22 protein-coding genes are annotated in these 22,959 nt (G+C 68.0%); 11 read left to right on the top strand and 11 right to left on the bottom strand.

Annotated features, from left to right (window positions below; translation table 11 throughout):
* Positions 1–19: 19 nt before the first annotated feature.
* Positions 20–1,162 (bottom strand): AIR synthase-related protein, encoded by a 1,143-nt coding sequence (locus AABN02_RS11075; protein ID WP_338414991.1) that lies wholly within the window; start codon positions 1,160–1,162, stop codon positions 20–22.
* A 45-nt stretch (positions 1,163–1,207) separates the two neighbouring features.
* Here AABN02_RS11075 and dnaX point away from each other — a divergent pair, with 45 nt between their 5' ends.
* The 3 genes from dnaX to recR are packed head-to-tail and all read left to right on the top strand — an operon-like array spanning position 1,208 to position 4,126.
* On the top strand, positions 1,208–3,115 hold the full coding sequence (gene dnaX, locus AABN02_RS11070; protein WP_338414990.1) for a DNA polymerase III subunit gamma/tau: 1,908 nt from the start codon (positions 1,208–1,210) through the stop codon (positions 3,113–3,115).
* A 59-nt stretch (positions 3,116–3,174) separates the two neighbouring features.
* Positions 3,175–3,501, top strand: a complete 327-nt coding sequence (locus AABN02_RS11065) for a YbaB/EbfC family nucleoid-associated protein (protein ID WP_338414989.1) — start codon at positions 3,175–3,177, stop codon at positions 3,499–3,501.
* A gap of 34 nt (positions 3,502–3,535) precedes the next feature.
* Positions 3,536–4,126, top strand: coding sequence for a recombination mediator RecR (gene recR, locus AABN02_RS11060; RefSeq protein WP_338414988.1), 591 nt, complete (start codon positions 3,536–3,538; stop codon positions 4,124–4,126).
* 33 nt (positions 4,127–4,159) lie between these two features.
* On the opposite strand, the gene AABN02_RS11055 is transcribed toward recR, so the two are convergent.
* Both AABN02_RS11055 and gloB read right to left on the bottom strand, forming a co-directional pair.
* Complete coding sequence (locus AABN02_RS11055) at positions 4,160–5,959, bottom strand: transglycosylase SLT domain-containing protein (RefSeq protein ID WP_338414987.1); 1,800 nt, start codon at positions 5,957–5,959, stop codon at positions 4,160–4,162.
* On the bottom strand, positions 5,956–6,726 hold the full coding sequence (gene gloB / locus AABN02_RS11050; RefSeq protein ID WP_338414986.1) for a hydroxyacylglutathione hydrolase: 771 nt from the start codon (positions 6,724–6,726) through the stop codon (positions 5,956–5,958). Before gloB ends, AABN02_RS11055 begins: the two co-directional genes overlap by 4 nt.
* Here gloB and AABN02_RS11045 point away from each other — a divergent pair.
* The 5 genes from AABN02_RS11045 to AABN02_RS11025 are packed head-to-tail and all read left to right on the top strand — an operon-like array spanning position 6,725 to position 10,903.
* Complete coding sequence (locus AABN02_RS11045; RefSeq protein WP_338414985.1) at positions 6,725–7,582, top strand: methyltransferase domain-containing protein; 858 nt, start codon at positions 6,725–6,727, stop codon at positions 7,580–7,582. The two genes, gloB and AABN02_RS11045, sit on opposite strands and share 2 nt — an antisense overlap.
* 14 nt (positions 7,583–7,596) lie before the next feature.
* Positions 7,597–8,097 carry a ribonuclease HI gene (rnhA, locus tag AABN02_RS11040; RefSeq protein ID WP_338414984.1) on the top strand — a complete coding sequence of 167 codons (501 nt, stop codon included), beginning with the start codon at positions 7,597–7,599 and terminating at the stop codon, positions 8,095–8,097.
* A gap of 52 nt (positions 8,098–8,149) precedes the next feature.
* Entirely contained in the window at positions 8,150–9,613 is a 1,464-nt protein-coding gene (locus AABN02_RS11035; RefSeq protein WP_338414983.1) for a cache domain-containing protein, read from the top strand.
* Positions 9,610–10,056, top strand: a complete 447-nt coding sequence (locus tag AABN02_RS11030; RefSeq protein ID WP_338414982.1) for a response regulator transcription factor — start codon at positions 9,610–9,612, stop codon at positions 10,054–10,056. Before AABN02_RS11035 ends, AABN02_RS11030 begins: the two co-directional genes overlap by 4 nt.
* Positions 10,049–10,903 carry a response regulator transcription factor gene (locus AABN02_RS11025; RefSeq protein ID WP_338414981.1) on the top strand — a complete coding sequence of 285 codons (855 nt, stop codon included), beginning with the start codon at positions 10,049–10,051 and terminating at the stop codon, positions 10,901–10,903. The genes AABN02_RS11030 and AABN02_RS11025 overlap by 8 nt, the downstream gene beginning before the upstream one ends.
* A gap of 28 nt (positions 10,904–10,931) precedes the next feature.
* Here the strand turns inward: AABN02_RS11025 and AABN02_RS11020 are convergent, their stop codons facing one another.
* The 3 genes from AABN02_RS11020 to AABN02_RS11010 are packed head-to-tail and all read right to left on the bottom strand — an operon-like array spanning position 10,932 to position 12,873.
* Positions 10,932–11,891, bottom strand: a complete 960-nt coding sequence (locus AABN02_RS11020) for a hypothetical protein (protein ID WP_338414980.1) — start codon at positions 11,889–11,891, stop codon at positions 10,932–10,934.
* Between the two features lie 56 nt (positions 11,892–11,947).
* On the bottom strand, positions 11,948–12,088 hold the full coding sequence (locus AABN02_RS11015; RefSeq protein ID WP_338414979.1) for a hypothetical protein: 141 nt from the start codon (positions 12,086–12,088) through the stop codon (positions 11,948–11,950).
* Positions 12,085–12,873, bottom strand: coding sequence for a hypothetical protein (locus AABN02_RS11010; RefSeq protein WP_338414978.1), 789 nt, complete (start codon positions 12,871–12,873; stop codon positions 12,085–12,087). Before AABN02_RS11010 ends, AABN02_RS11015 begins: the two co-directional genes overlap by 4 nt.
* Positions 12,874–13,083: 210 nt before the next feature.
* Between AABN02_RS11010 and AABN02_RS11005 the strand changes: the two genes are divergently transcribed.
* Together AABN02_RS11005 and kynU are read left to right on the top strand one after the other, a co-directional pair.
* Positions 13,084–13,941 carry an alpha/beta hydrolase gene (locus AABN02_RS11005; protein WP_338414977.1) on the top strand — a complete coding sequence of 286 codons (858 nt, stop codon included), beginning with the start codon at positions 13,084–13,086 and terminating at the stop codon, positions 13,939–13,941.
* A gap of 5 nt (positions 13,942–13,946) precedes the next feature.
* Positions 13,947–15,230 (top strand): kynureninase, encoded by a 1,284-nt coding sequence (kynU, locus tag AABN02_RS11000; protein WP_338414976.1) that lies wholly within the window; start codon positions 13,947–13,949, stop codon positions 15,228–15,230.
* Here kynU and AABN02_RS10995 read toward each other — a convergent pair.
* From AABN02_RS10995 to AABN02_RS10980, 4 genes are all read right to left on the bottom strand, one after another.
* Positions 15,209–17,491 (bottom strand): molybdopterin-dependent oxidoreductase, encoded by a 2,283-nt coding sequence (locus AABN02_RS10995; protein WP_338414975.1) that lies wholly within the window; start codon positions 17,489–17,491, stop codon positions 15,209–15,211. The two genes, kynU and AABN02_RS10995, sit on opposite strands and share 22 nt — an antisense overlap.
* A gap of 86 nt (positions 17,492–17,577) precedes the next feature.
* Positions 17,578–18,474, bottom strand: coding sequence for a DUF2145 domain-containing protein (locus AABN02_RS10990; RefSeq protein WP_338414974.1), 897 nt, complete (start codon positions 18,472–18,474; stop codon positions 17,578–17,580).
* Positions 18,471–18,947, bottom strand: coding sequence for a hypothetical protein (locus AABN02_RS10985; protein ID WP_338414973.1), 477 nt, complete (start codon positions 18,945–18,947; stop codon positions 18,471–18,473). Before AABN02_RS10985 ends, AABN02_RS10990 begins: the two co-directional genes overlap by 4 nt.
* A 41-nt stretch (positions 18,948–18,988) precedes the next feature.
* The gene (locus AABN02_RS10980) at positions 18,989–20,587 is read right to left on the bottom strand and encodes a 3,4-dehydroadipyl-CoA semialdehyde dehydrogenase (RefSeq protein WP_338414972.1); all 1,599 of its coding nucleotides are present in this window, start codon (positions 20,585–20,587) and stop codon (positions 18,989–18,991) included.
* A 112-nt stretch (positions 20,588–20,699) separates the two neighbouring features.
* On the opposite strand from AABN02_RS10980, the gene AABN02_RS10975 reads away from it, so the two are divergent.
* Entirely contained in the window at positions 20,700–22,415 is a 1,716-nt protein-coding gene (locus AABN02_RS10975) for a methyl-accepting chemotaxis protein (RefSeq protein ID WP_338414971.1), read from the top strand.
* Positions 22,416–22,433: 18 nt separating this feature from the next.
* Here AABN02_RS10975 and AABN02_RS10970 read toward each other — a convergent pair whose 3' ends face one another.
* Positions 22,434–22,889 (bottom strand): MarR family transcriptional regulator, encoded by a 456-nt coding sequence (locus AABN02_RS10970; protein ID WP_338414970.1) that lies wholly within the window; start codon positions 22,887–22,889, stop codon positions 22,434–22,436.
* Positions 22,890–22,959 lie beyond the last annotated feature (70 nt).

Here is a 22,959-nt window from a genome sequence, read left to right as displayed (position 1 = left end):
GCGTAGACCCGGGGGAAGGTCAGCGCAGTTGCAGGTCGTCGTTGCTGAACGAGATGTCCAGCGGCTCGATCAGCACCTGCTTCGGGCCCGCCTCGACCACGCCAGCGTTCCAGGCCGCGATGCCCTGGGCGCGGGCGATCTCCACCGTGCGCTCGGCGTCCTCGGCCTTGACGAAGATCGCGAAACCGGCGCCCATGTTCAGCGTCGAGTAGGCCTCGCGGTCGTCCTGCCTGGCTTGTTCCTGGATGAACTTCAGCACCGGCGTGACCGGCGGCACCGTGTGGATGCGGTAGGTCAGCTCGCTCGGGTGGCGCAGCAGCTTGCGCCAGCCGTGGCCGGTGATGTTGGCGCAGTAGTGCGGCGTGATGCCGGCCTTCCACAGCGCCTCGGTGACCGGCGAATACAGCACGGTCGGGGCCAGCAGCGCCTCGCCGTAGGTGACACCCGGGGAGATTTCCGTCAGGTAGCCGTTCGGCAGGCGCTCGACCAGCTTGCGCGCCAGGCTCAGGCCGTTGGCGTGGATGCCGCTGGAGGCCAGCAGGATGATCGCGTCGCCCGCGCCAAGTTTGTCGCCGACTGACAGGCGTTCCTTCGGGTTGATCAGGCCGGTGCAGGACGCAGCCAGGTCGATGCGGCCGGCTTCGACGATGCCCGCCAGCGCCGGCGTTTCACCCCCACCCCAGGCCACGCTGCAGACCTCGCAAGCGCGTTTCCAGCCAGCGACCAGGGCTTGCGCGCGCTGGTTGTCGCCGAACCAGTCCGAGCCACCCGCGGCCCAGTAGGCCTGCACCACCAGCGGCGTGGCGCCGACGGTGATCAGGTCGTTGATCGCCATGGCGATCGTGTCCTGCGCGATGCCGTCGTAGTAGCTCTTGCCGGTGAGGGTGGCCATCTCGTCGGCCACCAGCGTCTTGGTGCCCAGGCACTCGACGATGGACGCCAGGTAGAACGGGCCGACATCGACCACGTAGGCCGATTCGCCGCGCGAGGCCGCGACTTCGGTGAAGCCATGGCTCGCCAGATGGACGGCGGTGGACGCGGCAGCACGCTGGGCCGTGACCTTCAGCGGGTCGATCAGGTCGTAGTTGACGCCGGCCTGCTCGTAGCTGAGGGTGCCGGTCTGGTCGGTGGAGTGGTCGGAGGGCGGGGCAGATTGATTCATGGGGCCGGATTATCGACCAGCCCGGCCCGCCTACAATCCGCCCCCATGTCGTATATCGTCCTCGCCCGCAAGTACCGGCCCCGCAGCTTCACCGAAATGGTGGGCCAGGAGCACGTCGTGCAGGCCCTGAGCAACGCGCTCACGCGCCAGCGCCTGCACCATGCCTACCTCTTCACGGGGACCCGCGGCGTCGGCAAGACCACCGTCTCGCGCATCCTCGCCAAGAGCCTGAACTGCGTCGGCCCGGACGGCACCGGCGGCATCACCGCCCAGCCCTGTGGCGTCTGCAACGCCTGCCGCGACATCGATGCGGGCCGCTACGTCGATTACGTGGAACTCGACGCCGCTTCGAACCGCGGCGTGGACGAGATCAGCCAGTTGCTGGACCAGTCGGTCTACAAGCCGGTGGTGGGGCGCTTCAAGGTCTACATGATCGACGAAGTCCACATGCTGACGATGACCGCGTTCAACGCGATGCTCAAGACGCTGGAGGAGCCGCCCGAGTACCTGAAATTCGTGCTTGCGACGACCGATCCGCAGAAGGTGCCGGTCACCGTGCTGAGCCGCTGCCTGCAGTTCAACCTGCGGCCGATGGCGCCGCAGACGGTGCAGGCGCATCTCGAACAGGTGCTGCAGGCCGAATCCGTGCCGGCCGAGGTCGGTGCGCTGCGGCTGCTGTCGCGCGCCGCCCGTGGCTCGATGCGGGACGCGCTGTCGCTGGCCGATCAGGCGATCGCCTTCGGGGGCGGAACGCTGGATGAAGCGGGCGTGCGGCAGATGCTGGGCGCCGTGGACCGTGGCCACGTGGTGCGCATCGTCGAGGCGCTGGCCGCCAGTGACGGCGCGGCGCTGGTGCGCACGGTCGATGAACTGCGTGGCCTGGGCCTGTCGGCCGCGGGCACGCTGGAAGAACTGGCGACCTTTGCCCAGCAGATGGCGCTGGTGCAGGCCGTGCCGGACGCCGCCGATCCGACCGACCCGGATACCCCCGCCGTGCGCGCGCTCGCGCCGCTGCTGGCGCCGGACGAAACGCAGGTGCTGTACAGCATCGCGCTGCACGGCCGGGCCGAACTCGCGCTGGCGCCGGACGAATACAGCGGGCTGATGATGGTGCTGCTGCGCCTGCTGGCCTTCCGGCCGCAGGGTGCAACCGTTGTCGCCGCACCGTCGGTGGCGGCTCCGGTGGCTCCAGTGGTTGCACCTCGGCCTGCCCCACCCGCTCCCGTTGCAGTGAAACTGGCGCCCGCCGTGGTGTCGTCGCGCGAACTGCTGCGGCCGGTCGTGGCGAGCGCGCGGGTTGCGGTGGCGCCCGAACGTCCGGCCCCAGCGCCGATTCCAGCACCGGCCGCACAGGCCAGCAAGCCGCGCACGGTCGCGCCCTGGGAAGAAGGCCCGCCCGCCGACTGGGACGACATTCCGATGGAGGGCGATCCCGCGCCGAGCACATCGGTCGTTGCGCCGTCCATCCGCGTCGTTGCTGCCGCTCCGGCTCCCATCACCGAGCCGGAGCCGTCCGTCACCTCGCAGGACTCGCAGGACTCGCTGGACGATCCCCTCGTGACCCGCTGGTCCGCGCTGTTCACCGAACTGGCAGGCCGCGGCGGCATGAACGGCCTCGTGCGCGAACTGGCGTGGCAGGCCCAGTGCCTGGCGATCGACGAACAGGCGACGCCCCGGCGCTTCGTCCTGCGGGTCGAGCGCGAATCGCTGCGCCAGCCCGGACACCGGGACCGCCTGCAGGCGGCGCTCGCCGAGTGGCTGGGCGAAGAGACCGTGCTGGAGGTCGTGGCCGGCGCAGTGACCGACAGCGCCGCCCGCCGCGACGCCGCCCGCCGCCTGCAAGCCCAGAACGACGCCGAAGCGGCCATCACGCAAGATCCGATGGTGATCGACCTGCTCGCGCGTTACCAGGGCGCGCGGATCGTGCCCGGCTCGATCCGCCCGGTCGCCTGAACCTCGGCCGCATCCTCCGATTTTTCTCTCCGCAAGACCGCTCCCAGAAAGGACACCCCATGCTCAAAGGACAGCTCGCCGGCCTGATGAAACAGGCCCAGGCCATGCAGGACAACCTGAAGAAGGCCCAGGACGAACTCGGTCTGATCGAGGTCGAAGGCCAGTCCGGCGCCGGTCTGGTCAAGGTCGTGATGACGTGCAAGCACGACGTCAAGCGCGTCACCATCGACCCCAGCCTGCTGGCCGATGACAAGGACATGCTCGAAGACCTGGTCGCCGCTGCGTTCAACGACGGCATCCGCCGCGCCGAAGCGCTCAGCGCCGACAAGATGGGCAAGCTGACGGCCGGAATGCCGCTGCCGGGCGGCATGAAGTTCCCGTTCTGATGCGGCTGGCGTTGGTTCCAGGGCGGGGCCGCGCGTGAGTGCGCCGGACGCACTGGCCACGCTGGTCGAGGCCCTGCGCCGCCTGCCCGGCGTGGGCGTCAAGTCGGCGCAGCGGATGGCTTACCACCTGCTGCAGCACGACCGCGATGCAGCGATGCAGTTGTCCTATGCACTGGACCACGCCGTCCACAGCATCCGCCATTGCGAGCGCTGCCACACCTTCACCGAGCAGCCGGTGTGCCTCACCTGCCTCGATCCGATGCGCGACGAGCACACGCTGTGCGTCGTGGAAACGCCCGCCGACCAGGCCGCGATCGAGCGTACGGGCAGCTACAAGGGCCTGTACTTCGTGCTGATGGGCAAGTTGAGCCCGCTCGACGGCGTCGGCGCCCATGACATCGGGCTGCCGGAGCTGATGGAGCGGGTGGGCGACGGGGTGGTGCAGGAGTTGATCATCGCGACCAGCTTCACCGCCGAGGGCGAGGTCACCGCCCACGTCATCGGTGAGGCGCTGCGGCCCCGCGGCGTCAAGGTCACCCGGCTGGCGCGGGGTGTACCGATCGGCAGCGAACTCGAATTCGTCGACCTCGGCACCATCGCCTACGCCTTTTCGGACCGCCGCTGAACACGGCGATCCGGGGCGGCAACGGCCCGGCGCTTACTTGCGGGCCAGGCGCGTCGGGCTGATCTTGGTGCCCTTGACCGCTGCCGTGCGGTTGCGCGGCGTCACAGCAGCCAACTCGCGCTTGGCAGCCTTGCCCGCCAGACGGGCGGCCGCCTTGTCGGCTTTGCCGCCCGACTTGCCGGCATTCAGGCGCTCTTCGCGGGCGGCCAGCGCCAGTTCCCGGCGGGACAGCTTGCGGTCGGCCTTGTCGGCCGAGGCCATTTCACGCCGCGAGGCACCGGCTTCCTTGACCGGCTGCCAGATCACGAGCGACTGCGCCTTGCGGAAGCGCGTTTCGTCGTCGATGTGGTTCCAGTTCGCGATCTGCGTGGCGGTCACGCGGTAACGCTTGGCCAGCGCGAGCACGGTGTCGCCCTTGCGTGCCTTGATGGCCACCTTGCGCAGCGGCGGCACATCCGGCGCCAGCGCCATGTGGGCGTTGTCCGCCACGTGTTCCGGCACGTCCTGCACGCGCTGCTCGCTGCGTTGCACCAGCAGCGTGGAGCCGGCCTTGACCAGCATCTTGGGCGGGATGCGGTTCATCTCGCGCAACGAGTCCTCGCTCATGCCGGTCAGGCGCGCGGCTTCGGCACTGCGCATGGTCTTGGGCACAACCCAGGCGGTCCAGGTGGCCAGCGGTCCGCGAAACTCGCTCAGACGGTGAATGAAACCGTCGGCGTTGTCGTAGGGCAGCAGCACCTGCGGCGTGCCGGCTGCCAGGATCACCGGCTTGTTCATCTGCGGGTTGAGCATCTTGAACTCTTCCAGCGTCATGCCCGCCAGACGTGCCGCCACGCTCACGTCGATGTCACGCCGGATCGGCACACTGACGAAGTACGGGTGGTTTTCGAGCGCGGGCAGACTCAGGTTGAAGTTCTGCGGCGCCGTCACGATGTTCTTGACCGCCTGGAACTTGGGCACGTAATGCCGCGTCTCCGCGGGCATGTTCAGGCTTTCGTAGTCGGTCGGGAGGCCAGCGCGGCGGTTGCGCTCGATGGCGCGTTTCACATTGCCTTCGCCCCAGTTGTAGGCGGCCAGCGAGAGCTGCCAGTTGCCGTCGAACATCTTGTTCAGGCGGCCAAGATAGTCCAGCGCTGCACGGGTCGAGGCCAGCACATCGCGCCGGTCGTCGCGGAACATGTTCTGCTTGAGGTCATAGTCCTTGCCGGTCATCGGCATGAACTGCCACATGCCGGACGCCCGGGCCGAAGACATGGCCTGCGGATTGAAGGCACTCTCGATGAAGGGCAGCAGCGCCAGTTCGGTCGGCATCTTGCGGCGCTCAAGTTCCTCGACGACATGGAACAGGTAGCGCGAGCCACGCTCGGTCATGCGCTTGACGTAGTCAGGTCGGCTGGAGTACCAGACTTCATGCTCGCGGACCAGATCACCCTCGAGCGTCGGCATCCCGAAACCAGCCCGCACGCGGCCCCACAGGTCCTTGCGGGCGTTGGCGTCGTTGAGGACCATGGCCTGACCGCTCAGCGGGTCTTCCATCGGGCCGACGGCGTTGCGCGGATCTTCGACGACGGACGGTGCAGCGGCCGGCAGCGTCGAGCGCGCCACCATCGGCTCGATGCCCGGCACCGGGGAGAGCGGACCTTCCGGGTGGATGATCGCCTGCGGCTGTTCCTTCGAACCGACGGTCGTGACCATCGGCGGCGGCTTGACTTCGTTGCTGCTGTCCGGGATCGAGGCACAGCCGGTCAGGGCGAGCATCAGCGCGGAAAGGGCGAAATGGGTCGGGCGGATGGCTCGGGCGCTCAGGGCCTTGATGCGGGCATAACGGGTCATCGAAACTGGTCTTTCCAAAGTCGTATCGTCGCGAGCACCGACACCGGATCCCGGCCCTCGGCGCCTCGGGCGACCGCACAGGCGATCACGTCAGGCTGGTCGCAACGCAAATAGGGGTTGATCTGCCGTTCCTGCCCGATCGTCGAAGGCAGGGTAGGGAGACCGCGGTCACGCAGGGACTGGCACTTGGCCTCGTACGCCGCCAGGGCGAGGCTGTGCGGCTCGACTGCGCGCGCGAAACGCAGATTGGCCAAGGTGTATTCGTGGGCACAGCAGACCCGCGTCTCTGCGGGCAGTGCGGCAAAGCGGCCCAATGACGCAGACATCTGCGCCGGCGTGCCTTCGAACAGGCGGCCACAGCCGCCAGAGAACAGCGTATCGCCACAGAACAGGATCGATCCGGTGAAAAACGCCAGATGTCCGAGCGTGTGCCCCGGGACGGCCATCACTTCGATGTCCAGTCCGAGGCTCGGCAGGGCGATGCGGTCACCGTCATGGACGGGAATCACGGGGACCGGTATCGGCTCGTTGCCCGGCCCCCAGACCTGCGCCGCCTGCGCCCGCGGATGGGCGAGCAGCGTCCGCAAACCACCGACATGATCGGGATGCTTGTGGGTCACTAGAATGCCCGCAAGCTGCAAGTCGGCCCGGTCCAGTGCGGCAATGACCGGCGTCGCGTCACCCGGATCAACCACCACCGCCTCGCGGCCGTTGTGGATCATCCAGATGTAGTTGTCGTCAAAGGCGGGTAGAGATAGCAGATTCATGGCGCAGGATTCCCTGATTATAGAGATGGCCCCCTGGCTGCAGGCACCGGCTGGCCGATATCTCCTGGCCTGGGAGCAGCGACAGCTTGACCGGGTGGTGGCGGACATCTTCGGGTACCACGCGGTCCAGGTGGGATGGCCGATGGTGCAGGCCTTGCGCGCCAGCCGCATCAGCCACCGCTGGATGCTCAACGACGGGCAGATCGACGCCGATCTCCTCTTCACCCCGGCACTCCTGGAGGATGCCGATACCGGTCTGCACGGAGGGGATGGCGCCTTGCCAGTCAGCGTGCTCACCGACTACGACGCACTGCCGTTCCCCAGCAACAGCCTCGATCTGGTCGTGCTGCCCCACACGCTGGAGATGACGGCGGACGCCCACCACACCCTGCGCGAAGTCGAGCGCGTGTTGATGCCGGAAGGCCGGGTGGTGATCGTCGGGTTCAATCCGACGAGTCTCTGGGGGCTTTGCCACCAGTTCGACACCATCGGGCGGCGCGTCGGCATGACCAGTCCGGTGATGTCCGAAACCGGCGAATTCATTGGCCCGCGGCGCCTGCGGGACTGGCTGCGCCTGCTCGGCTTCGAGATCGAATCGGGGCAGTTCGGGTGCTATCGTCCGCCCTTTGCCTCGCAAGGGTGGCTGGACCGCAGCGCCTGGTGGGACCACGCGGGCGAGCGCTGGTGGCCGGTGTTCGGCTCGGTCTACATGCTGGTGGCCGTCAAGCGGGTGCGCGCGATGCGCCTGCTCGGCCCGGAATGGAAACGCAAGCGCCGCACCGGCGCCGCGCCCGCTGTCGTCGCCCAGCGCCAGCCACACCCCACCGCCGGCCCCTCCCGGAACTCGACCGACTGAATCACCGCACTTGCATGACCGAAGACACCGTTTCCCCCGCCGCCGCCGCGGCCACCAAGCCGGCGCTCGCCGTGACCCGACCCAAGGTGGTCATCTACACCGATGGAGCCTGCAAGGGCAATCCGGGCATCGGCGGCTGGGGCGCCTGGCTCCAGAGCGGCGACCACGACAAGGAACTCTTCGGCGGCGAGGCCAACACGACCAACAACCGCATGGAGATGACTGCGGTGATCGAGGCGCTGGCCAGCCTGAAGCGCACCTGCGACATCGTGCTCTACACCGACAGCGAGTACGTCAAGAACGGCATCACCACCTGGATCCACGGCTGGAAGTCGCGCGGCTGGAAGACCGCCGCCAAGCAGCCGGTGAAGAACGTCGAACTCTGGCAGCGCATGGACGCGCTGTCGCAGTTGCACAAGATCGAGTGGCGCTGGGTCAAGGGCCACGCGGGCGATCCGGGCAATGAGCGGGCGGATGCGCTGGCGAACCGTGGCGTGGAGTCGGCACGGGCATAGCGCTGACTGAGTCAGGCCCACAGTAGGCAGGGAGCATGGAGGAGTGCTGGAGATGGTTCAGAACGAAAATGACGACAAGCGCAACAACAAGCGCAAGAATTTTCCAATCTTGCAAATTGCATTGCCGCGCACACCGTGGGAGTTCAGCCTGCTGGTGCTGATCACTGCGCTGGTGCCGCTGATGGTGGCGGTGGCGGCCATGCGCTGGGTGATGGATGACGCGTCTCATGCGCTGGTGGAAACCCAGGTGGTCAAGACCGAGGCCATCTGGATGGATGCGCTGAGGGACGAGCTGAAACATTTCGTGGAGATCACCGTCAAGTCCGTGCAGCATGTGGTGGCGAGCAACCCCAGGGATGCGACGGCGACGGCCGCCCGTGATCTCGTGCGCCGCATGGACGCCGGTGAGGACGCGTACATCTTCATCTACACGCTGGATGGCCGCAGTGTGGTCCATCCCCGTTTGCCTGAACTGGAGGGCAAGTCGATCACCACCGCGGCCTATCCCAAGTTGGGTCCGGTCATCGAGATGCTGCTGGCCGAGGCCAGAAACCCCAAGAATGGCGGCTTCGTCCAGTACGACTGGATACGTCCGTCCACGGGTCTGGTCGAGCAGAAGCTGGGGTATGTCACGGTGATCCCGGAGCTTGGATGGATGGTCGGCACGGGCCTGTACCTGAAACCGCTGCAAAAGACCTCCGACCAGATCCGTGGCACCGCGCAGACCGCCATCAGCGACACCTTGCGCAAGGTCTGGATCATTGCGCTGCTGGCCGTCGGGGGGGTCTTCGCGGGGTTGGCCTATCTGAACGTCCACAAGCAGATGGAAGCCAGCCACCGGATTCAGGCGCTGCTGGGCAAGCTCGAAACGGCCCGGGAAACACAGCGGCAGGAGATCGCCATGATCTTGCACGATGAAACGATGAGTTCGCTGTACACCGTGAAATGCAAGCTGCTGACCGCCATCGCGCGGAAGGATCGGGCCAGCGAGATGTTGCCGGAGATCAGCCAACGGCTGGATGCGGCCATCAACCAGGTGCGCGACACCTCGCACAAGCTCCGCCCGATCCTGCTGAACCAGCCCGACGGCCTGCCGAGCGCGCTGCAGGAAGCCGTCCGGGAGTTGAGCGAGCGCAGTGGCTTGGCCACGCAGGTCAGCGTGGAAGGGATGGGCATAGCGTTGCCGATGGCGCTGGCAGAAGCCACGTTCCGTGTGGTGGAGGAGGCCTTGCGCAACATCGAGAAGCACGCCCAGGCGCGCGAAGTCTCGCTCGTGATGTCCGTGTCGCTGTCCGACGGTCTGAACCTGCGGCTGCGCGACGATGGGGTGGGATTTTCAATTTCAATGTACGAGCGGCAGTCTGATCGCGGGCTGGGATTGACCAACATGCATCAGCGCATCAAGGAGCAAGGCGGCCGTTTGGTGATGGCCTCCAGTCAGGTGCCTGGAGAATGCGGCACAGAGATCACGATCCAGTTTTCGGCGGCGGCACTGGTGGAAAAGGAGAACGCATGACGACCGATGGCCTCACCCGCGTGCTGATTGTTGACCCCCACAACTCCCGTGCTGCCCAGCGAGAGTTGCTGGACGTGGTGCTGGCTGACCGCTGCACGGTGGTCGGCGACTGCGGGAGTGCGGCCGAGGCGCTGGCTCTCGTCGAGCTTGAGCGGCCACAGATCGTGCTCACTGGCTTGATGCCGAATGGGATGCCGGGGGTCGCGTTGATCCGCACGCTGGCCCAGCGGTATCCGGCACTCGGCCTGATCGTCTGGACCTTCCACGACAGCCCCGAATACGTGCGCGATGCCATGCGTGCCGGTGCGCGTGGCTACATCCTGAAAAGCGCACCCATCGACGATGTGGGCTTGGCCATCGAGTCCGTGCTGGCGGGCGGCCGGTTCTGCTCCCAGGGTGTGGTCAATCCCGATGATGCGGCGCAACGGGGTACCCATGGCTGACACGCTCGATGCACGCCCGATCCGCACCATGGCTGACACGCTCGATGCACGCCCGATCCGCATCGTGCTGGTCGATGACGAGCGCATCATCCGCGAGGGCCTCCGGGCGGTCATGGCCGACTACCCTCGGTTCGTCTTCGTGGCCGAGGCCGAGTACCCGGATGACGTCCTGCCGCTGATCGAAAAGCACGCGCCGGACATCGTGATCACCGATCTCAAGATGTACAAGAACGCGCAGGCCAAAGCGTATTCCAAGTTCGCGGGCCTCGATCTGGTGACACAACTGAAGTCCACCCATCCGGATTTGCCGGTCATGGTGACTTCGTTCTTCAGCGACAGCGATGTGCTGGTGCGGGTGTTCGAGGCTGGGGCGGCCGGCTTTGTCCCGAAGATGCGGCTGGAGGACTACCCGGCGGCCATCGAGTCCATGCATGGCGGGGCGGCCTATTTTCCAGTCGAATTGTGGAAGGCGCTGTCCGCGCTCAAGCACAAGCCGCGCCTCTCGCCCCGCGAGCTGCAGGTCAGCCATCTGGTGGCCTACGGGCTAAAAAGCAGCGAGATCGGACGCATGCTCGGCAACATGGCCCCCGGCACGGTGGACACGCACCGCAGCAGCATCATCGGCAAGCTCAACATCAGCGGCGACCGGCTGCAGAACGAATGCATCGAGCTGACCATGAACCGCTGGCCGGACTGGCACTACCGCCCCGCCGTGCCCAAGGCGGTCGATCTGCACCGGCTGGCCGTGGGGGTGGACCAGATCATCGAGCGTCTGGCGCTCACCCCCATCGAGGTGGAGATCCTCAACCTGGTGGAGCTGAAGAAGCGGGAACGGGCCGCCACCTGAGAAGCCCGCCCCCGCGCCCGTCCTCGCCTCATCCGCCGAAGCGCGTCACGCCCAGGGTCGCCTTCGTGTCGTGGATGTCCTTCCAGCCCGCCTGAAAGCGGCCCTCCTGCAGGGTGTCCAGCTGGCGGGCCAGGCAACTCTGCAGCCGGGCCACCTGGCGCCCGATCTGGCCGCTGGGCTTGAACGGCCGCGTCACCAGCAGGTTGGGCGAGCCCATGAACGTGAGGTTGTAGGCATCGAGGTTCTGGTAGCTGCGTTTGACCGCCACGAAGGGCGGCTGGATGGGCACATCGAACTCGGCCAGCATCAAGCCGCTGGTGGGCGTGTGGCGGCTGATGGATGGCAGTGGCCAGCCGCCATCGGTGAAGATGGCCTGCACCTGGTTGGCGTTCAGCAGCTCGACGGCCTTGTCGTCCGACTCGGCGATCACCAGCTCCATGCCGTGGTTCAGGGCCTTGTTGAGCGTCTGGCCGAGCAGCTGCGTGGAGCCGACCACCGCCACCTTGGCCCCCTTCAGTTCGGAGAACTTGCGCAGCACCTTCTTTTGACTGAAGACGGACAGCTTGTCCGATGGCCAGCGTGACCCCCCGCGCAGCGTCAGGATGTGCAGCAGGTTGGTGTGCAGCGGCATGACAGCCTGCAGCGCGGCAATGTGCTCATCGCCCCCCTTGGCCATTTGCTGCAGCGTGTCGAGCTGGACCAGCCCCAGTTCCACCTGGCTGGCCGACAGCATCATCAGGTTCGGCAACCCGCCGACGCTGGGCACCGCGCACACGCGGATCTCGGCGCCGCAGACCGCCTGGATGTCGCGCACCATCAATTCGTAGAGCTTGCCGGCTGGCCCGCTGCCGATGCGCAGCTCGCAGGCGGCGCCCGGGTTGGTGGCGGTGCTGGCTTCGGCCGAGCCTGTGGCCTGGGCACCGACGAACGTGCAGGCGGCACTCAACAGGGCAAGGAGGGCGGTCTTGGTGGCAGTGCAGGTACGCATGGGTTTTCTCCAGATTCCAGATTCCAGATACAGGATTCGGATTCACGATCCACTTTTCACCGGACGATCTCCGGGGCTGGGCGGCCGGCTTCCGGGTTGCCCGTGGCGGGCAGGTCAGGGCTGAACCACCACAGACCGATCACGATGGCCAGAAACAGCACGGAGGCGGTCCAGCGCAGCCAGAGCCAGAATTTCATGACCAGCTCCTTGTCGAGGACGGGGTACCTGCGCTGATGAGCACTTCCAGCGGTGGCAGCGGGCGTTCGCGGCTCCGGCTGGTGGCGGGAGCGCGTACCGAGCGCATCTCCACATCCAGTTCGGCAAACACGGTGTTGAAACGGGTCTGCACCGCGCGCAGCGCTTCGTCGGTCAACAGGCCCTGCAGCAGATCCTCGGTGGCGCTGGGGTGCAACGCGGCCATCACGACCTGGCCTGCCTGCGCAAATTCCCACTCGAAGACCTTCTGCTGCACCTGCTCGCGAAAGGCGCTGAGCGCGGCGTGTGCCTCTTCCAGGCGGGTGCAATTGGCCTCGTAGAACGCCTGCATGCGCTGCACGGCGTGTTCCTGCGTGGCGAGATTCTGGGTCGCATCGACACGGCGGCGGGCGTCGATCATTTGCTGCAACGACCTGATCTGCGCGCCAATGCCCACCAGTGCCTGCCGGAATCCCTGCAGCCGCTCCTCGCGCCGCAGGCAGTCAGTCTGCAATTGCTCGATCGGATTGCGGCGGGCCTCGCGCTTGTGCAGCCCCAGCACACGGTTTTCCAGCATCTGCACGCCCAGCGGCACGGCCTGGATGGCCGCGAAGCCCACGCCGGCCAGCAGCGCCAGGGCACCCAGACCGATGCCGGTGGACACGGCCGACCAGACCAGCCCGCTGCCTGCGGCCAGTGCGACGACGGTGCCAGCCGTGCCAGCCGCGCGCACTGTCCAGGTCTGGATGATCTGTGGCGTCAAGTTGTCAGGACGGGTGAGCTTCATGGCCGGACTCCTTTGTTGGGACCTTGTTGGGGCTTTGCTGGGTGAAAGCCTGGCTCCAGTCTCTTCTTCCGGGCGTGCAGCCGCATCTGGACGAGAACGCAGCGGGACTCTGGGCGCGAGGGTAAGTACAAACCCTTCATGCCCCCCTTCCGGTCTCTTCCAGGACGCCCGAACGTGGCGATACTGCGCATCTGATCCCGAGGAACTCCGATGCCGCTCTACCGCGATTTCACCGACCAGGCGCAGATCGACGCCCAGTACAACGCCTCGCTGCAGGTGCCGGACCCGGCCGCGGAGCTGGCGCACTACGTCCGCCAGGCCAGCCGCGCCCGCGCCACGCTGCGCGATGTGCAGGACGTCCGTTACGGCCCGACGCTCGCCGAGACGCTCGACATCTATCCGGCCGACCAGCCGGATGCGCCGGTGTTTGTCTTCATCCACGGCGGCTACTGGCGCGCGCTGTCGTCGAAGGACTTCGGCGGCGTGGCGCTGGGTCTGCAGCCGCTGGGCGTCACCACCGTGGTGATCAACTATGCGCTGTGCCCCACCGTGACGATCGACGAGATCGTGCGACAGACGCGCACCGCGCTGGCCTGGGTGCTGCGCCACATCCGCGCACATGGCGGTGATCCGAACCGGGTGGCGATCGGCGGCCACTCGGCCGGCGGACATCTGACGGCGATGGCCCTGCAGACCCGCTGGACCGAGGACTACGGACTGCCCGCCAACCCGTTCAAGGGGGCGTTGCTGGTCAGTGGCCTGTACGACCTGGCGCCGCTGCGCCACAGCTACCTGCAGCCACAGATCCAGCTCGACGACGGCATCATCCGCCGCAACTCGCCCGCGTTCAGCGTGCGGCCCTGCACCACGCCGATCCGCGTCACCTGGGGCGGAGCCGAGCCATCCGAGTTCGCGCGCCAGTCGCAGGTCTTCCACGATGCGTGGCAGGCGGCGGGCAACACCGCCGTGCTCGCGCCCGTGCCCGGCGCCCACCACTACAACGCCATCCACGGTTTCGAGAAGCCCGATGGCGACCTCGCCCGCTGGGTGGCGGACGTGCTGGCCTGAACGCCATGGCTGCCGTGACCCGCGACACCTGCGCCGCGCTGGACGCCGCCGACGCACTCGCGCCGCTGCGCGAACAGTTCGACCTGCCACCCGGCCTCATCTATCTCGACGGGAACTCGCTCGGCGTGCTGCCATGCGCCACCGCGGGCCGTGTGCAGGACGTGATCCGCCGCGAATGGGGCCAGGACCTGATCCAGAGCTGGAACAAGGCCGGCTGGATCGACGCCCCGCAGCGCGTCGGCGACAAGATCGCCCGGCTGATCGGCGCCGCGCCCGGCGAGGTGATCGCCACCGATTCGACCTCGGTCAACCTCTACAAGGTGCTCAGCGTGGCGCTGGCCAGCGTGCAGGCGGCAGACACGGACGCCCGACGCCGCGTCATCGTCTCCGAGCGCGACAACTTCCCGACCGACCTCTACATCGCCGAAAGCCTCGCCCGACAGCACGGCTTCACGCTGCGGCTGGTCGAGACCGGCGAGATCGCCGCGCAACTCACTGGCACAGCGGGCGACGAACTCGCCGTGCTGCTGCTCACCCACGTCCACTACCGCACCGGCCGGATGCACCCGATGGCCGAACTGACTGCTGCCGCCCACGCGGCGGGCGCGCTGGTGGTCTGGGATCTGGCGCACTCGGCGGGCGCGGTGCCGGTCGACCTGAAGGGCTGCGATGCCGATTTTGCGATCGGCTGTGGCTACAAGTACCTCAACGGCGGCCCCGGCGCGCCGGCCTTCCTGTGGGTGCATCCGCGGCATCTGGCACAGGCGGTGTGGCAGCCGCTGTCGGGCTGGATGGGCCACGCGGCGCCGTTCGAGTTCACGCCGGGCTATCGGCCAGCGGCCGGGGTGAAAGCCTTCCTGTGCGGGACGCCGTCCCCGATCGCGCTGGCCGCGCTGGATTGCGGCTTGGACACGGTGCTCGCCGCTGAGGCGCTCGGCGGCATGGCCTCGGTGCGCGCCAAGTCACTGGCGATGACGGAGTTGTTCATCGCGCTGGTGGCGCAACGCTGCGCGGGCCATGGCCTGTCAGTGCAGACACCCGCTGATCAAGCATTGCGCGGCAGCCAGGTGAGCCTGCACCGCGAGGAGGGCGCCTACGCCATCGTGCAGGCGCTGATCGCCCGCGGCGTGGTCGGCGACTACCGCGCGCCAGGCATCCTGCGCTTCGGGTTCACGCCGCTGACCCTGCGCTTCGTCGATGTCTGGGACGCGGTCGAACAGCTGCTGCAGGTGCTCGAATCCGGCGAATGGCGGGAGGCCCGTTTCCATCAGCGCGCCGCCGTCACCTGAACCGCCACCCCTGACAGCACCGCATTACCCGACAGCGGATCCCGCAAACGCTCGTCCAGCACTGCGTTCAGATTGGCGCCCGGCCGCTCGGCCGCGACGCTCAGCCGGGTGCCCGGCAGGTCATGCCCCCAGCCATGCGGCAGACAGACAACGCCCGGCATCACGCTGTCATCGACATGGATCTGCACGGTGATGTGCCGATCGGCCCGCCCCGCATCGTCCGCCAACCGGATGCGGGCCGCGGCGCCATCCGCCAGCCCGAGCCGCTGTGCATCGGTCGGATGCAGTTGCGCGGCGCCGCGGAATGGCCCCTTCGCCAGCGTCGGCAGGTTGTGCATCCACGAGTTGTTCGAGCGGACGTCGCGCCGGCCGATGATGACCAGCGGCGGCGCGGGTTCGTGCAGCGCCGCCAGCGCGCGGGGCAGATCGCCGAGCAGCATCGGCGGGGCCAGGTCGACCCGGCCGCTCGGCGTGCGCAGCACTTCCGGCAGGCGCGGGGCCAGCGCGCCGAGGTCGACGCCAGACGGCGCGTCCAGCAGCGCCGCCAGCCGCACGCCGCCCGGCTTGCGGCCGAAATCGTCGCCATGCGGCCCGGCGCGCAAGGCCAGGTCCAGCCGCCGTTCCGGTCCGCGCCAGCGCGAAGCGTCGGCGAAGGCTGCGTCCGCCCGGTCACCCGCAAAACGCTCGGCTTCCTGCCGCGCCAGCCGGTCGTCCAGCGCGGCCACATCGACCACGCCGTCCGGCCCGCGACCCTGCGCGATTTCGCTCAGGCGCAGCAGGATCTCCCACTCCGCCGGCTGCCCCGAGTCGGCCAGCCCGACCGGCGGGCTGTAGCGCGCGTGGTTGCGCAGCGAGAGCTGCCCGAAGGCGACGTCGAAATGCCCGTCCTCCAGCGGCGAGCGGCCGGGCAGGATGACGTGGGCGTGGCGGGTCGTCTCGTTCAGGTAGATGTCCACGCTGACCATGAAGTCGAGCGTGTCCAGCGCCGCCGCGAGCCGCGGGCTGCCGGGCGCGGACAGCACCGGGTTGGAGGCGACCGTGATCAGCGCCTTCACGGCGGGCTGGTCGGGCGAGGTGGCGGGGGTCTCGATTTCTTCGGCGAGGCAGGTGATCGGCCACTCGCCCAGCACCTCGGGCGCGCCGCTCACCCGGCTGTGGTGGCGCCCGGTGGTGACGCCACGGCCGACGCCGGGCTTGCCCATGGTGTTGGCGGCGAGCGCTGCGGCCTTCGGGAACATCACGCCGCCCTCGGCATCGAGCCGACCGGTCAGCACGTTGAGCACGTCGATCAACCATGCCGACAGCGTGCCGAAGGTCTGTCCGTTGGTGCCGATGCGGCCATAGACAGCGGCCCGCGGCGCAGCGGCCAGTTCGCGCGCCAGCCGGCGGATCGCCTCGGCGGGGATGGCGCAGCGCTCGGTCACCGCTTCCGGCGTGAAGGGCGCCACCGCCTGCCGGACGGCTTCGACATCGGCCGCACCCACGACGGTGGCCGCCGCACCCAGCCGTACCAGGCCTTCCTCGAACAGCGTGTGCGCCATCGCGGCGAGCAGGAACACGTCCGCGCCGGGGCGGATCGGCAGGTGCTCGTCGGCCACCTTGGCGGTTTCCGTGCGCCGCGGATCGATGACCACCAGCCGCCCGCCACGCTGGCGCAGCGCCTTGGCCCGGCCGCGGAAATCCGGCACCGTCCACATGCTGCCGTTGCTCGCCATCGGGTTGGCGCCGATCACCAGCAGCCAGTCCGTGCGGTCGATGTCGGGCACCGGCACGCTGAACCAGTGGCCGTACAGCAGCCCGCAGGCGAGCTGCCGCGGCATCTGGTCGAGCGTGGAGGCCGAGTAGACGTGTTTCGTGCCCAGCGATTTCACCAGCGTCGGCACCGTCAGCCCCAGCCCGAACTTGTGCACGATTGGATTGCCCAGCGTGATGCCCACGGCGCCGCGGCCGTGGCGCACCTGCACGTCAGCGAGTCCGCGGGCGATTTCAGCGAAGGCTTCGTCCCAGCCCACCGGGACATGCTGGCCGTCGCGGCGGATCAGCGGCTGGCGCAGACGGTCCGGGTCGTCGTGCAGGTCTTTCAGCGCGATGGCTTTCGGGCAGAGGTAGCCGCGGCTGAAGGGATCGGCCTCGTCCCCGCGGACGGTGGCGACGTGCTCGACCCCCTGCGCGTCACGGGCGATGTCGAGGACCAGTCCGCAGCAGGCCTCGCACAGCGGGCAGATGCGGTGGGCGGTGCGGTGTGCGGGGCTGTGGGACATGCGGACTCTCCGGCGTCGGGCTGGTCCGACCGATTCTGGCGGGTACCAACCTTGACCTGCGTCACGCAGGCGTCAGGCGTGCTGGCTCAATCCAGCGCCAGGACCGTGTCGCCTTCGCCCGGCTCGCAGTCGGCGCCGATGGGTGTCCAGCCGCTGTGGATGACCACCCGCGGCCCGGCGTGGCAGACCTCGACCCGGCGGGCGCCCGGGACCGTGGCCTGCACGAAGGCCTCGATCGACGCGGGCATGCTGACCCGGTAGCGGGCGTGCTGCAGGTCGTCCGCGGGGTGGTCGTCGTTGTGCAGCCAGGGGCTGAAGGCGCTGAGCCAGAGCAGCGGGGCGAAGCCGAGGTCCAGGACGCTCGGCGCATACCCCTGCGCTTGCAGCCATTGCTGCGCCGCCGTGCGGTCGGCGTCCACGAGTCCGCCGCGGGCGGTGGCGAACAGCTCGACTGCCCACTGGTTGCAGTTCTGGTAACGCTGTCCCCAGGCGTAGGCATTGGCGCTGTAGGTCGTGCCGAGCAGCGCCAGCGCCTGCCGGGTGTCTTGCACGGTCCGCTCCAGCGCCTCGGCATCGTCCAGCGGCAGGAAGACCAGCGACAGCGCGCCGCGGCCCGGGTCGTCCGTGCCGAACAGGAAGCCCGACAGGCCCTGGTCGAACAGGCGTGGTCGGCCCTCGTCACAGGCGTAGTAGAGCTGGCGCACCGACCACGGGCCGTTGGCGCTTTCGCGCAGCGTGAAGCCGGCGTGGGAATGGCGCAGGCCGAGGCGGTCAAGGTTCAGACCGGAGCGCGAGACCAGCGCCACCCGCTGCCCGCTGCGGGCGAGTTCCGCCTTGACGATGGCGCTGACGCGCAGAAGGCGGTCCTGCTGTGCGGCGGTGAGGGTGGTGGGGCGGTCGCACAGGCGCGGCAGTTCGGCCTGTGCATGGAACGGAGCCGCAGCGAGCAGGCCGAGCAGCGCCCGGCCGGCAGCGCGCCTCACAGCGTCACGGGATGCGACGCCAGCTCGCGGTACCACTCGTCGTGCAGCGCCAGGAAAAACGGCTCGCGTGTGTCGGTGCGGGCGAACTCGATGCCGTAGGGCTTCTGGCGGGTGCGCACCTGCTGGCCGGTGGCCAATCGGGCTTGCTCGAACGCCGGGCGCGGCAGGTAGAGCGCGAACTCGGCGGCCTCCTGCGTGGTCACGCCCTGGAGCGTCAGGCGCACCAGCCCCGGGCGGTCCGAGGCCTCGGCAATGTCGATGACGCGGTAGTCGCCGTCCGCCACATCGTGACCAGGCGACGAGCTGTTGCTGGACTTGCCGATCGACGTGGACAGGCTGCCGACCGCACTCGACGCGCTGTCGGACGCGGACGACGCCGCTGTGCTGGCCGCATGCACCGGCAATGCGGCTGCACCAGTCAGTGCAGCGATAGCGACTACAACGGCAATCCGATGGCGAGGGAGAAAGGGCATCAAAGGCTCCTGGGGCACCTGGACAAGGCGCCGATTGTGGCTCAGCGCATGGCCTGCACGCCGCCCAGTACCGCCGCACTGGCCTGCACTGCAGCACGCCGGTGGTAAAAATTCAGCGCCCGCAGACCGCCCAGTTCCTCGCCACCGCCGGCGCGACCGGGGCCGCCGTGCAGGGACTGCGGCATCACGTTGCCGTGGCCGCTCTGCAGTGTGGCGACTTCGGGCGTGATGACGTGGACGCGGCCGTGGCTGGCAGCGAGGTCCAGCGCGGTGTCGGCCAGCGTGGTCGCCGACTCGGCGCCGTCTTCACCGTACAGCGAGCAGACGAGCGAGCCCTCTCCACGCGCGACCAGCGACCGGACGTGCGCCGCGTCCCGGTAAGGCAGCAGCGTGGCGACCGGGCCGAACACCTCGGTGGTGTGAACGACCGCGTTGCCATCGGCCTCCCGCGTGCCGAGCAGCACCGGGGCGATGCACGCGGCGATGGCCGGATCGGCGTCGATCAGCGCGGACTTTCGGCCGTCGAACAGGGTGTCGGTGTGGGACTGCAAGGCGGCCAGCCCGTCCTGCACGCTGCGCAGCTGGGCGCGGCTGACCAGCGAGCCCATGCGCACGGCGTCATTGCGCGGATTGCCCACGGTGGTCTTCGCCAGGCGCGCACCGATCGCCTCGGCTGCCGCGTCATAGAGCGCCTCGGGCACGAAGATGCGGCGGATGGCAGTGCACTTCTGGCCCGATTTCACCGTCATCTCGCGGACAACTTCCTTCACCAGCAGATCGAAAGCTGGGCTGCCCGGCGCCGCCCCCGGCATCAGCACGGCCGAGTTGACGCTGTCCGCCTCGATGTTCACGCGCACCGAACGCTCCGCGACCGCCGGATGGCGCCGCAGCAGCGCCGCGGTGTCGGCCGAGCCGGTGAACGACAGCACATCGAACGGCCGCAGCGCGTCGAGCAGTCCGGCCGAACTGCCGCAGACGATGTTCAGCGCGCCCGGCGGGAGGATGCCCGCGTCGACCACGTCGCGCACCATGCGCTGTGTCAGCCATGCGGTCGAGGTGCCCGGCTTGACCACCACCGGCACACCCGACAGCAGCGCCGGTGCCGCCTTCTCCCACAGGCCCCACGCCGGGAAGTTGAAGGCATTGATGAAGAGCGCGAGTCCCTGGACTGGCACCTGCACATGCTGGCTGCCAAACGCGCCGCCCTTGGCCAGCGGCGTCACGTCGCCGTCCAGCAGGGTGCGTCGATCCCCCAGCGTGTCGCCGAGCTTGGCGTAGGTGCCGATCGTGTAGATCGCGCCATCGATGTCCACGGCCGAGTCGTTCTTCACCGTGCCGCTGTTGGCGGTGGCGATGGCGTAGTAGCTGTCGCGGTTGGCCTGCAGCACCTGCACGATGGCGCCGAGCAACCCGGCGCGCTGGCGGTAGCTCAGGGCGCGCAGCGCGGCGCCGCCGACGCGGCGGGCGTGCTCGAAGCCACCGGGCAGGTCCAGGCCGGTCGCGTCCACGCGGACCAGTTCGGTGCCGAGCACGGGATCGAACAGCGCTGTGGGCGCACCAGTGCCAGCCGTCCAGCGGCCGCCGAGGTGGTTGTGGAGCAGTTCGGTAGAAGAGAAGGGGGAAGTGATGGTGGCAGTCATTTATGCATGATAGTGCATCAATTAGATTGCTTGTTGATTTTCATGCATGAAAATGCAACTCAAGGCAATGGATTCGGTGCCGATACCCGGTCAGTGCTGACGAGGTAATTCCATGCCACAACTGAAGAACAAGATTTCCCATCGACTGGGCGGCGTACTTGGACTGCAGATGCTGGCGATGCTGGCCATCGTCGGCATGGCGCTGTGGCAGATGGGCGTCATGCGCACGCAGGGTGCGGAGGTGTCGAGCAACTGGTTGCCCAGCGTCGCGACAGTTAACCAGCTGAACACCAGCACCGCTGATTTCCGGGCCGTCGAGTTCCAGCATGTCCTGAATACCGACGATGCCCAGATGGCGACCATCGAAAAGGCGATGGCCACTGTCCAGTCGGAACTGGAGACCAGGCACCACGCTTACGACAGCCTCATCAGCAGCGACGCAGAGCGCAAGCTCCACGACACCTTCGAGGCGCGGTGGAAGCACTACCAGCAACTCCATGACCAGGTATTGGCGCTCTCGCGCAAGAACGAGAAGATCCCGGCCAAGGACCTGCTGGAGGGCGAGTCCCAGCGTACCTTCGAAGCCATGGGCCAGGTGCTGGACCAACTGATCGACCTGAATCAGGCGGGCGCCAGATCAGCGGTCGAGGCCAGCGATGCGGCCTACCGCACTGCGCGCAACGCCATGCTCGCCGCCGCCGCGCTGGCCCTCGTGATGGCCATCGCCGCGGGTGTGTGGCTCATGCGCTCCATCACCAAACCGCTGCACGAAGCGCTTCAAGCAGCGAACCGGGTCGCCGAAGGGGATCTGTCCTGCACGATCGAGCACCAGTCGCTGGACGAGTCCGGCCAGGTGCTGCAGGCCTTGCAGCAGATGCAGACCAGCCTGGAAGGCGTGGTCACCAAGGTGCGCGACAACGCGGAGAGCGTGGCCGCCGCCAGCCAGCAGATCGCGCACGCCAGCCAGGATCTGTCCTCGCGGACCGAAGAACAGGCCAGCGCGCTGGAAGAGACCGCGGCGACCATGGACGAACTGGCTTCCACCGTGCGCACCAACACCGAGAACGCCCAGCAGGCCGATCAACTGGCCCGCAGCGCCTCGGCCGTCGCCATGCAGGGCGGCGAGGTGGTGGGCAAGGTCGTCACCACGATGCAGAACATCAACGCCAGCTCGCGCAAGATCAGCGACATCATCGGCGTGATCGACGGCATTGCCTTCCAGACCAACATCCTGGCGCTCAACGCCGCGGTCGAAGCTGCCCGCGCAGGGGAGCAGGGCCGGGGATTTGCCGTGGTGGCCTCCGAAGTCCGCAGCCTGGCGCAGCGCAGTGCCGATGCGGCCAAGGAAATCAAGACCCTCATCAGCCGCAGCGTCGAGCAGGTGGCGCAAGGTACCGACCTGGTGGACCAGGCCGGCAAGACCATGGGCGAGATCGTCGGCTCGATCCAGCGTGTGAGCGACATCGTCACCCAGATCACCAGCGCCACGCAGGAGCAGAGCCTGGGGATCCAGGAGGTCGGGCAGGCCATCAGCCAGCTCGACCAGACGACCCAGCAGAACGCCGCCATGGTCGAAGAAAGTGCGGCCGCCGCCGAAACCCTCAAGGAGCAGGCACTGCAACTGGTGCAGACGATGGAGGTGTTCAAGCTGTCGGCGCAGGGCAGGTCCCCGGCGTACGTGTCGGCACCTCCAGCCCCGGCCAGACCGGCGCTCAAGCCGCACACGATCGCGGCCATGCCCAGGCGTGCAGCGCCAGCGCAGCCGGCTGCCCGCACCCGCGCTCCGGCCGAAGTGACCACTGCTGGCGACAACTGGGAAAAGTTCTGAGGCCTGCGGGCCGGACCGTCAAACCTCGCCCCGGTCCGGCTCCTGGCGACTCGACACCAGCACCGCGAGCATCCGCATGAACTCGCCCCGCTCCGACGCGGGCAGCGGATCCAGGATGCGTTCCTGCGCCCGCAACATTGCGGGCACCACGTTTTCGACGAGCTGCTGACCGGCCGCGGTCAGCGTCAGCAGCCGCACGCGGCGGTCCTGCGCAGACGCACTGCGCTGCATCAGGCCCCGCGCCTCCAGCCGATCGATCACGCCCGCAATCGTCGAGGTGTCGAAACCGATCGTGCGTGCCAGCGTGCGCTGGTCGATGCCGGGTGCGTTCTGCACCGCCTGCAAGGCCGCGTATTGCACCGGCGTGACGCCGAAGGGCTCGGTCTCCTGCATGAACAGCGCCACGGCAATCTGGTGCAGGCGACGGATGTCATGTCCAGGCAGGCTGTAGAGGTCGAGCGTCGGCGTAGGCATCCCGGGTTTTCACGGATTAGATCGCGGAAGATGTTAGCACTACACTAATCATCAGCATGCTGATGATATG

This window comes from uncultured Sphaerotilus sp. (genome assembly GCF_963924895.1).
Lineage (GTDB): Bacteria > Pseudomonadota > Gammaproteobacteria > Burkholderiales > Burkholderiaceae_C > Sphaerotilus.
The sequence above is the reverse complement of the archived record's forward strand: the minus strand, read 5'-3'. Positions and strand labels throughout refer to the sequence as shown.

What these genes read in the sequence shown, in the direction of transcription:
- AABN02_RS11075 (WP_338414991.1), bottom strand. Translation starts at nt 1,162, where the DNA reads ATGAATCAATCTGCCCCGCCCTCCGACCACTCCACCGACCAGACCGGC.
- dnaX (WP_338414990.1), top strand. Translation starts at nt 1,208, where the DNA reads ATGTCGTATATCGTCCTCGCCCGCAAGTACCGGCCCCGCAGCTTCACC.
- AABN02_RS11065 (WP_338414989.1), top strand. Translation starts at nt 3,175, where the DNA reads ATGCTCAAAGGACAGCTCGCCGGCCTGATGAAACAGGCCCAGGCCATG.
- AABN02_RS11055 (WP_338414987.1), bottom strand. Translation starts at nt 5,959, where the DNA reads ATGACCCGTTATGCCCGCATCAAGGCCCTGAGCGCCCGAGCCATCCGC.
- AABN02_RS11045 (WP_338414985.1), top strand. Translation starts at nt 6,725, where the DNA reads ATGGCGCAGGATTCCCTGATTATAGAGATGGCCCCCTGGCTGCAGGCA.
- gloB (WP_338414986.1), bottom strand. Translation starts at nt 6,726, where the DNA reads ATGAATCTGCTATCTCTACCCGCCTTTGACGACAACTACATCTGGATG.
- rnhA (WP_338414984.1), top strand. Translation starts at nt 7,597, where the DNA reads ATGACCGAAGACACCGTTTCCCCCGCCGCCGCCGCGGCCACCAAGCCG.
- AABN02_RS11035 (WP_338414983.1), top strand. Translation starts at nt 8,150, where the DNA reads ATGGTTCAGAACGAAAATGACGACAAGCGCAACAACAAGCGCAAGAAT.
- AABN02_RS11030 (WP_338414982.1), top strand. Translation starts at nt 9,610, where the DNA reads ATGACGACCGATGGCCTCACCCGCGTGCTGATTGTTGACCCCCACAAC.
- AABN02_RS11025 (WP_338414981.1), top strand. Translation starts at nt 10,049, where the DNA reads ATGGCTGACACGCTCGATGCACGCCCGATCCGCACCATGGCTGACACG.
- AABN02_RS11020 (WP_338414980.1), bottom strand. Translation starts at nt 11,891, where the DNA reads ATGCGTACCTGCACTGCCACCAAGACCGCCCTCCTTGCCCTGTTGAGT.
- AABN02_RS11015 (WP_338414979.1), bottom strand. Translation starts at nt 12,088, where the DNA reads ATGAAATTCTGGCTCTGGCTGCGCTGGACCGCCTCCGTGCTGTTTCTG.
- AABN02_RS11010 (WP_338414978.1), bottom strand. Translation starts at nt 12,873, where the DNA reads ATGAAGCTCACCCGTCCTGACAACTTGACGCCACAGATCATCCAGACC.
- AABN02_RS11005 (WP_338414977.1), top strand. Translation starts at nt 13,084, where the DNA reads ATGCCGCTCTACCGCGATTTCACCGACCAGGCGCAGATCGACGCCCAG.
- kynU (WP_338414976.1), top strand. Translation starts at nt 13,947, where the DNA reads ATGGCTGCCGTGACCCGCGACACCTGCGCCGCGCTGGACGCCGCCGAC.
- AABN02_RS10995 (WP_338414975.1), bottom strand. Translation starts at nt 17,491, where the DNA reads ATGTCCCACAGCCCCGCACACCGCACCGCCCACCGCATCTGCCCGCTG.
- AABN02_RS10985 (WP_338414973.1), bottom strand. Translation starts at nt 18,947, where the DNA reads ATGCCCTTTCTCCCTCGCCATCGGATTGCCGTTGTAGTCGCTATCGCT.
- AABN02_RS10980 (WP_338414972.1), bottom strand. Translation starts at nt 20,587, where the DNA reads ATGACTGCCACCATCACTTCCCCCTTCTCTTCTACCGAACTGCTCCAC.
- AABN02_RS10975 (WP_338414971.1), top strand. Translation starts at nt 20,700, where the DNA reads ATGCCACAACTGAAGAACAAGATTTCCCATCGACTGGGCGGCGTACTT.
- AABN02_RS10970 (WP_338414970.1), bottom strand. Translation starts at nt 22,889, where the DNA reads ATGCCTACGCCGACGCTCGACCTCTACAGCCTGCCTGGACATGACATC.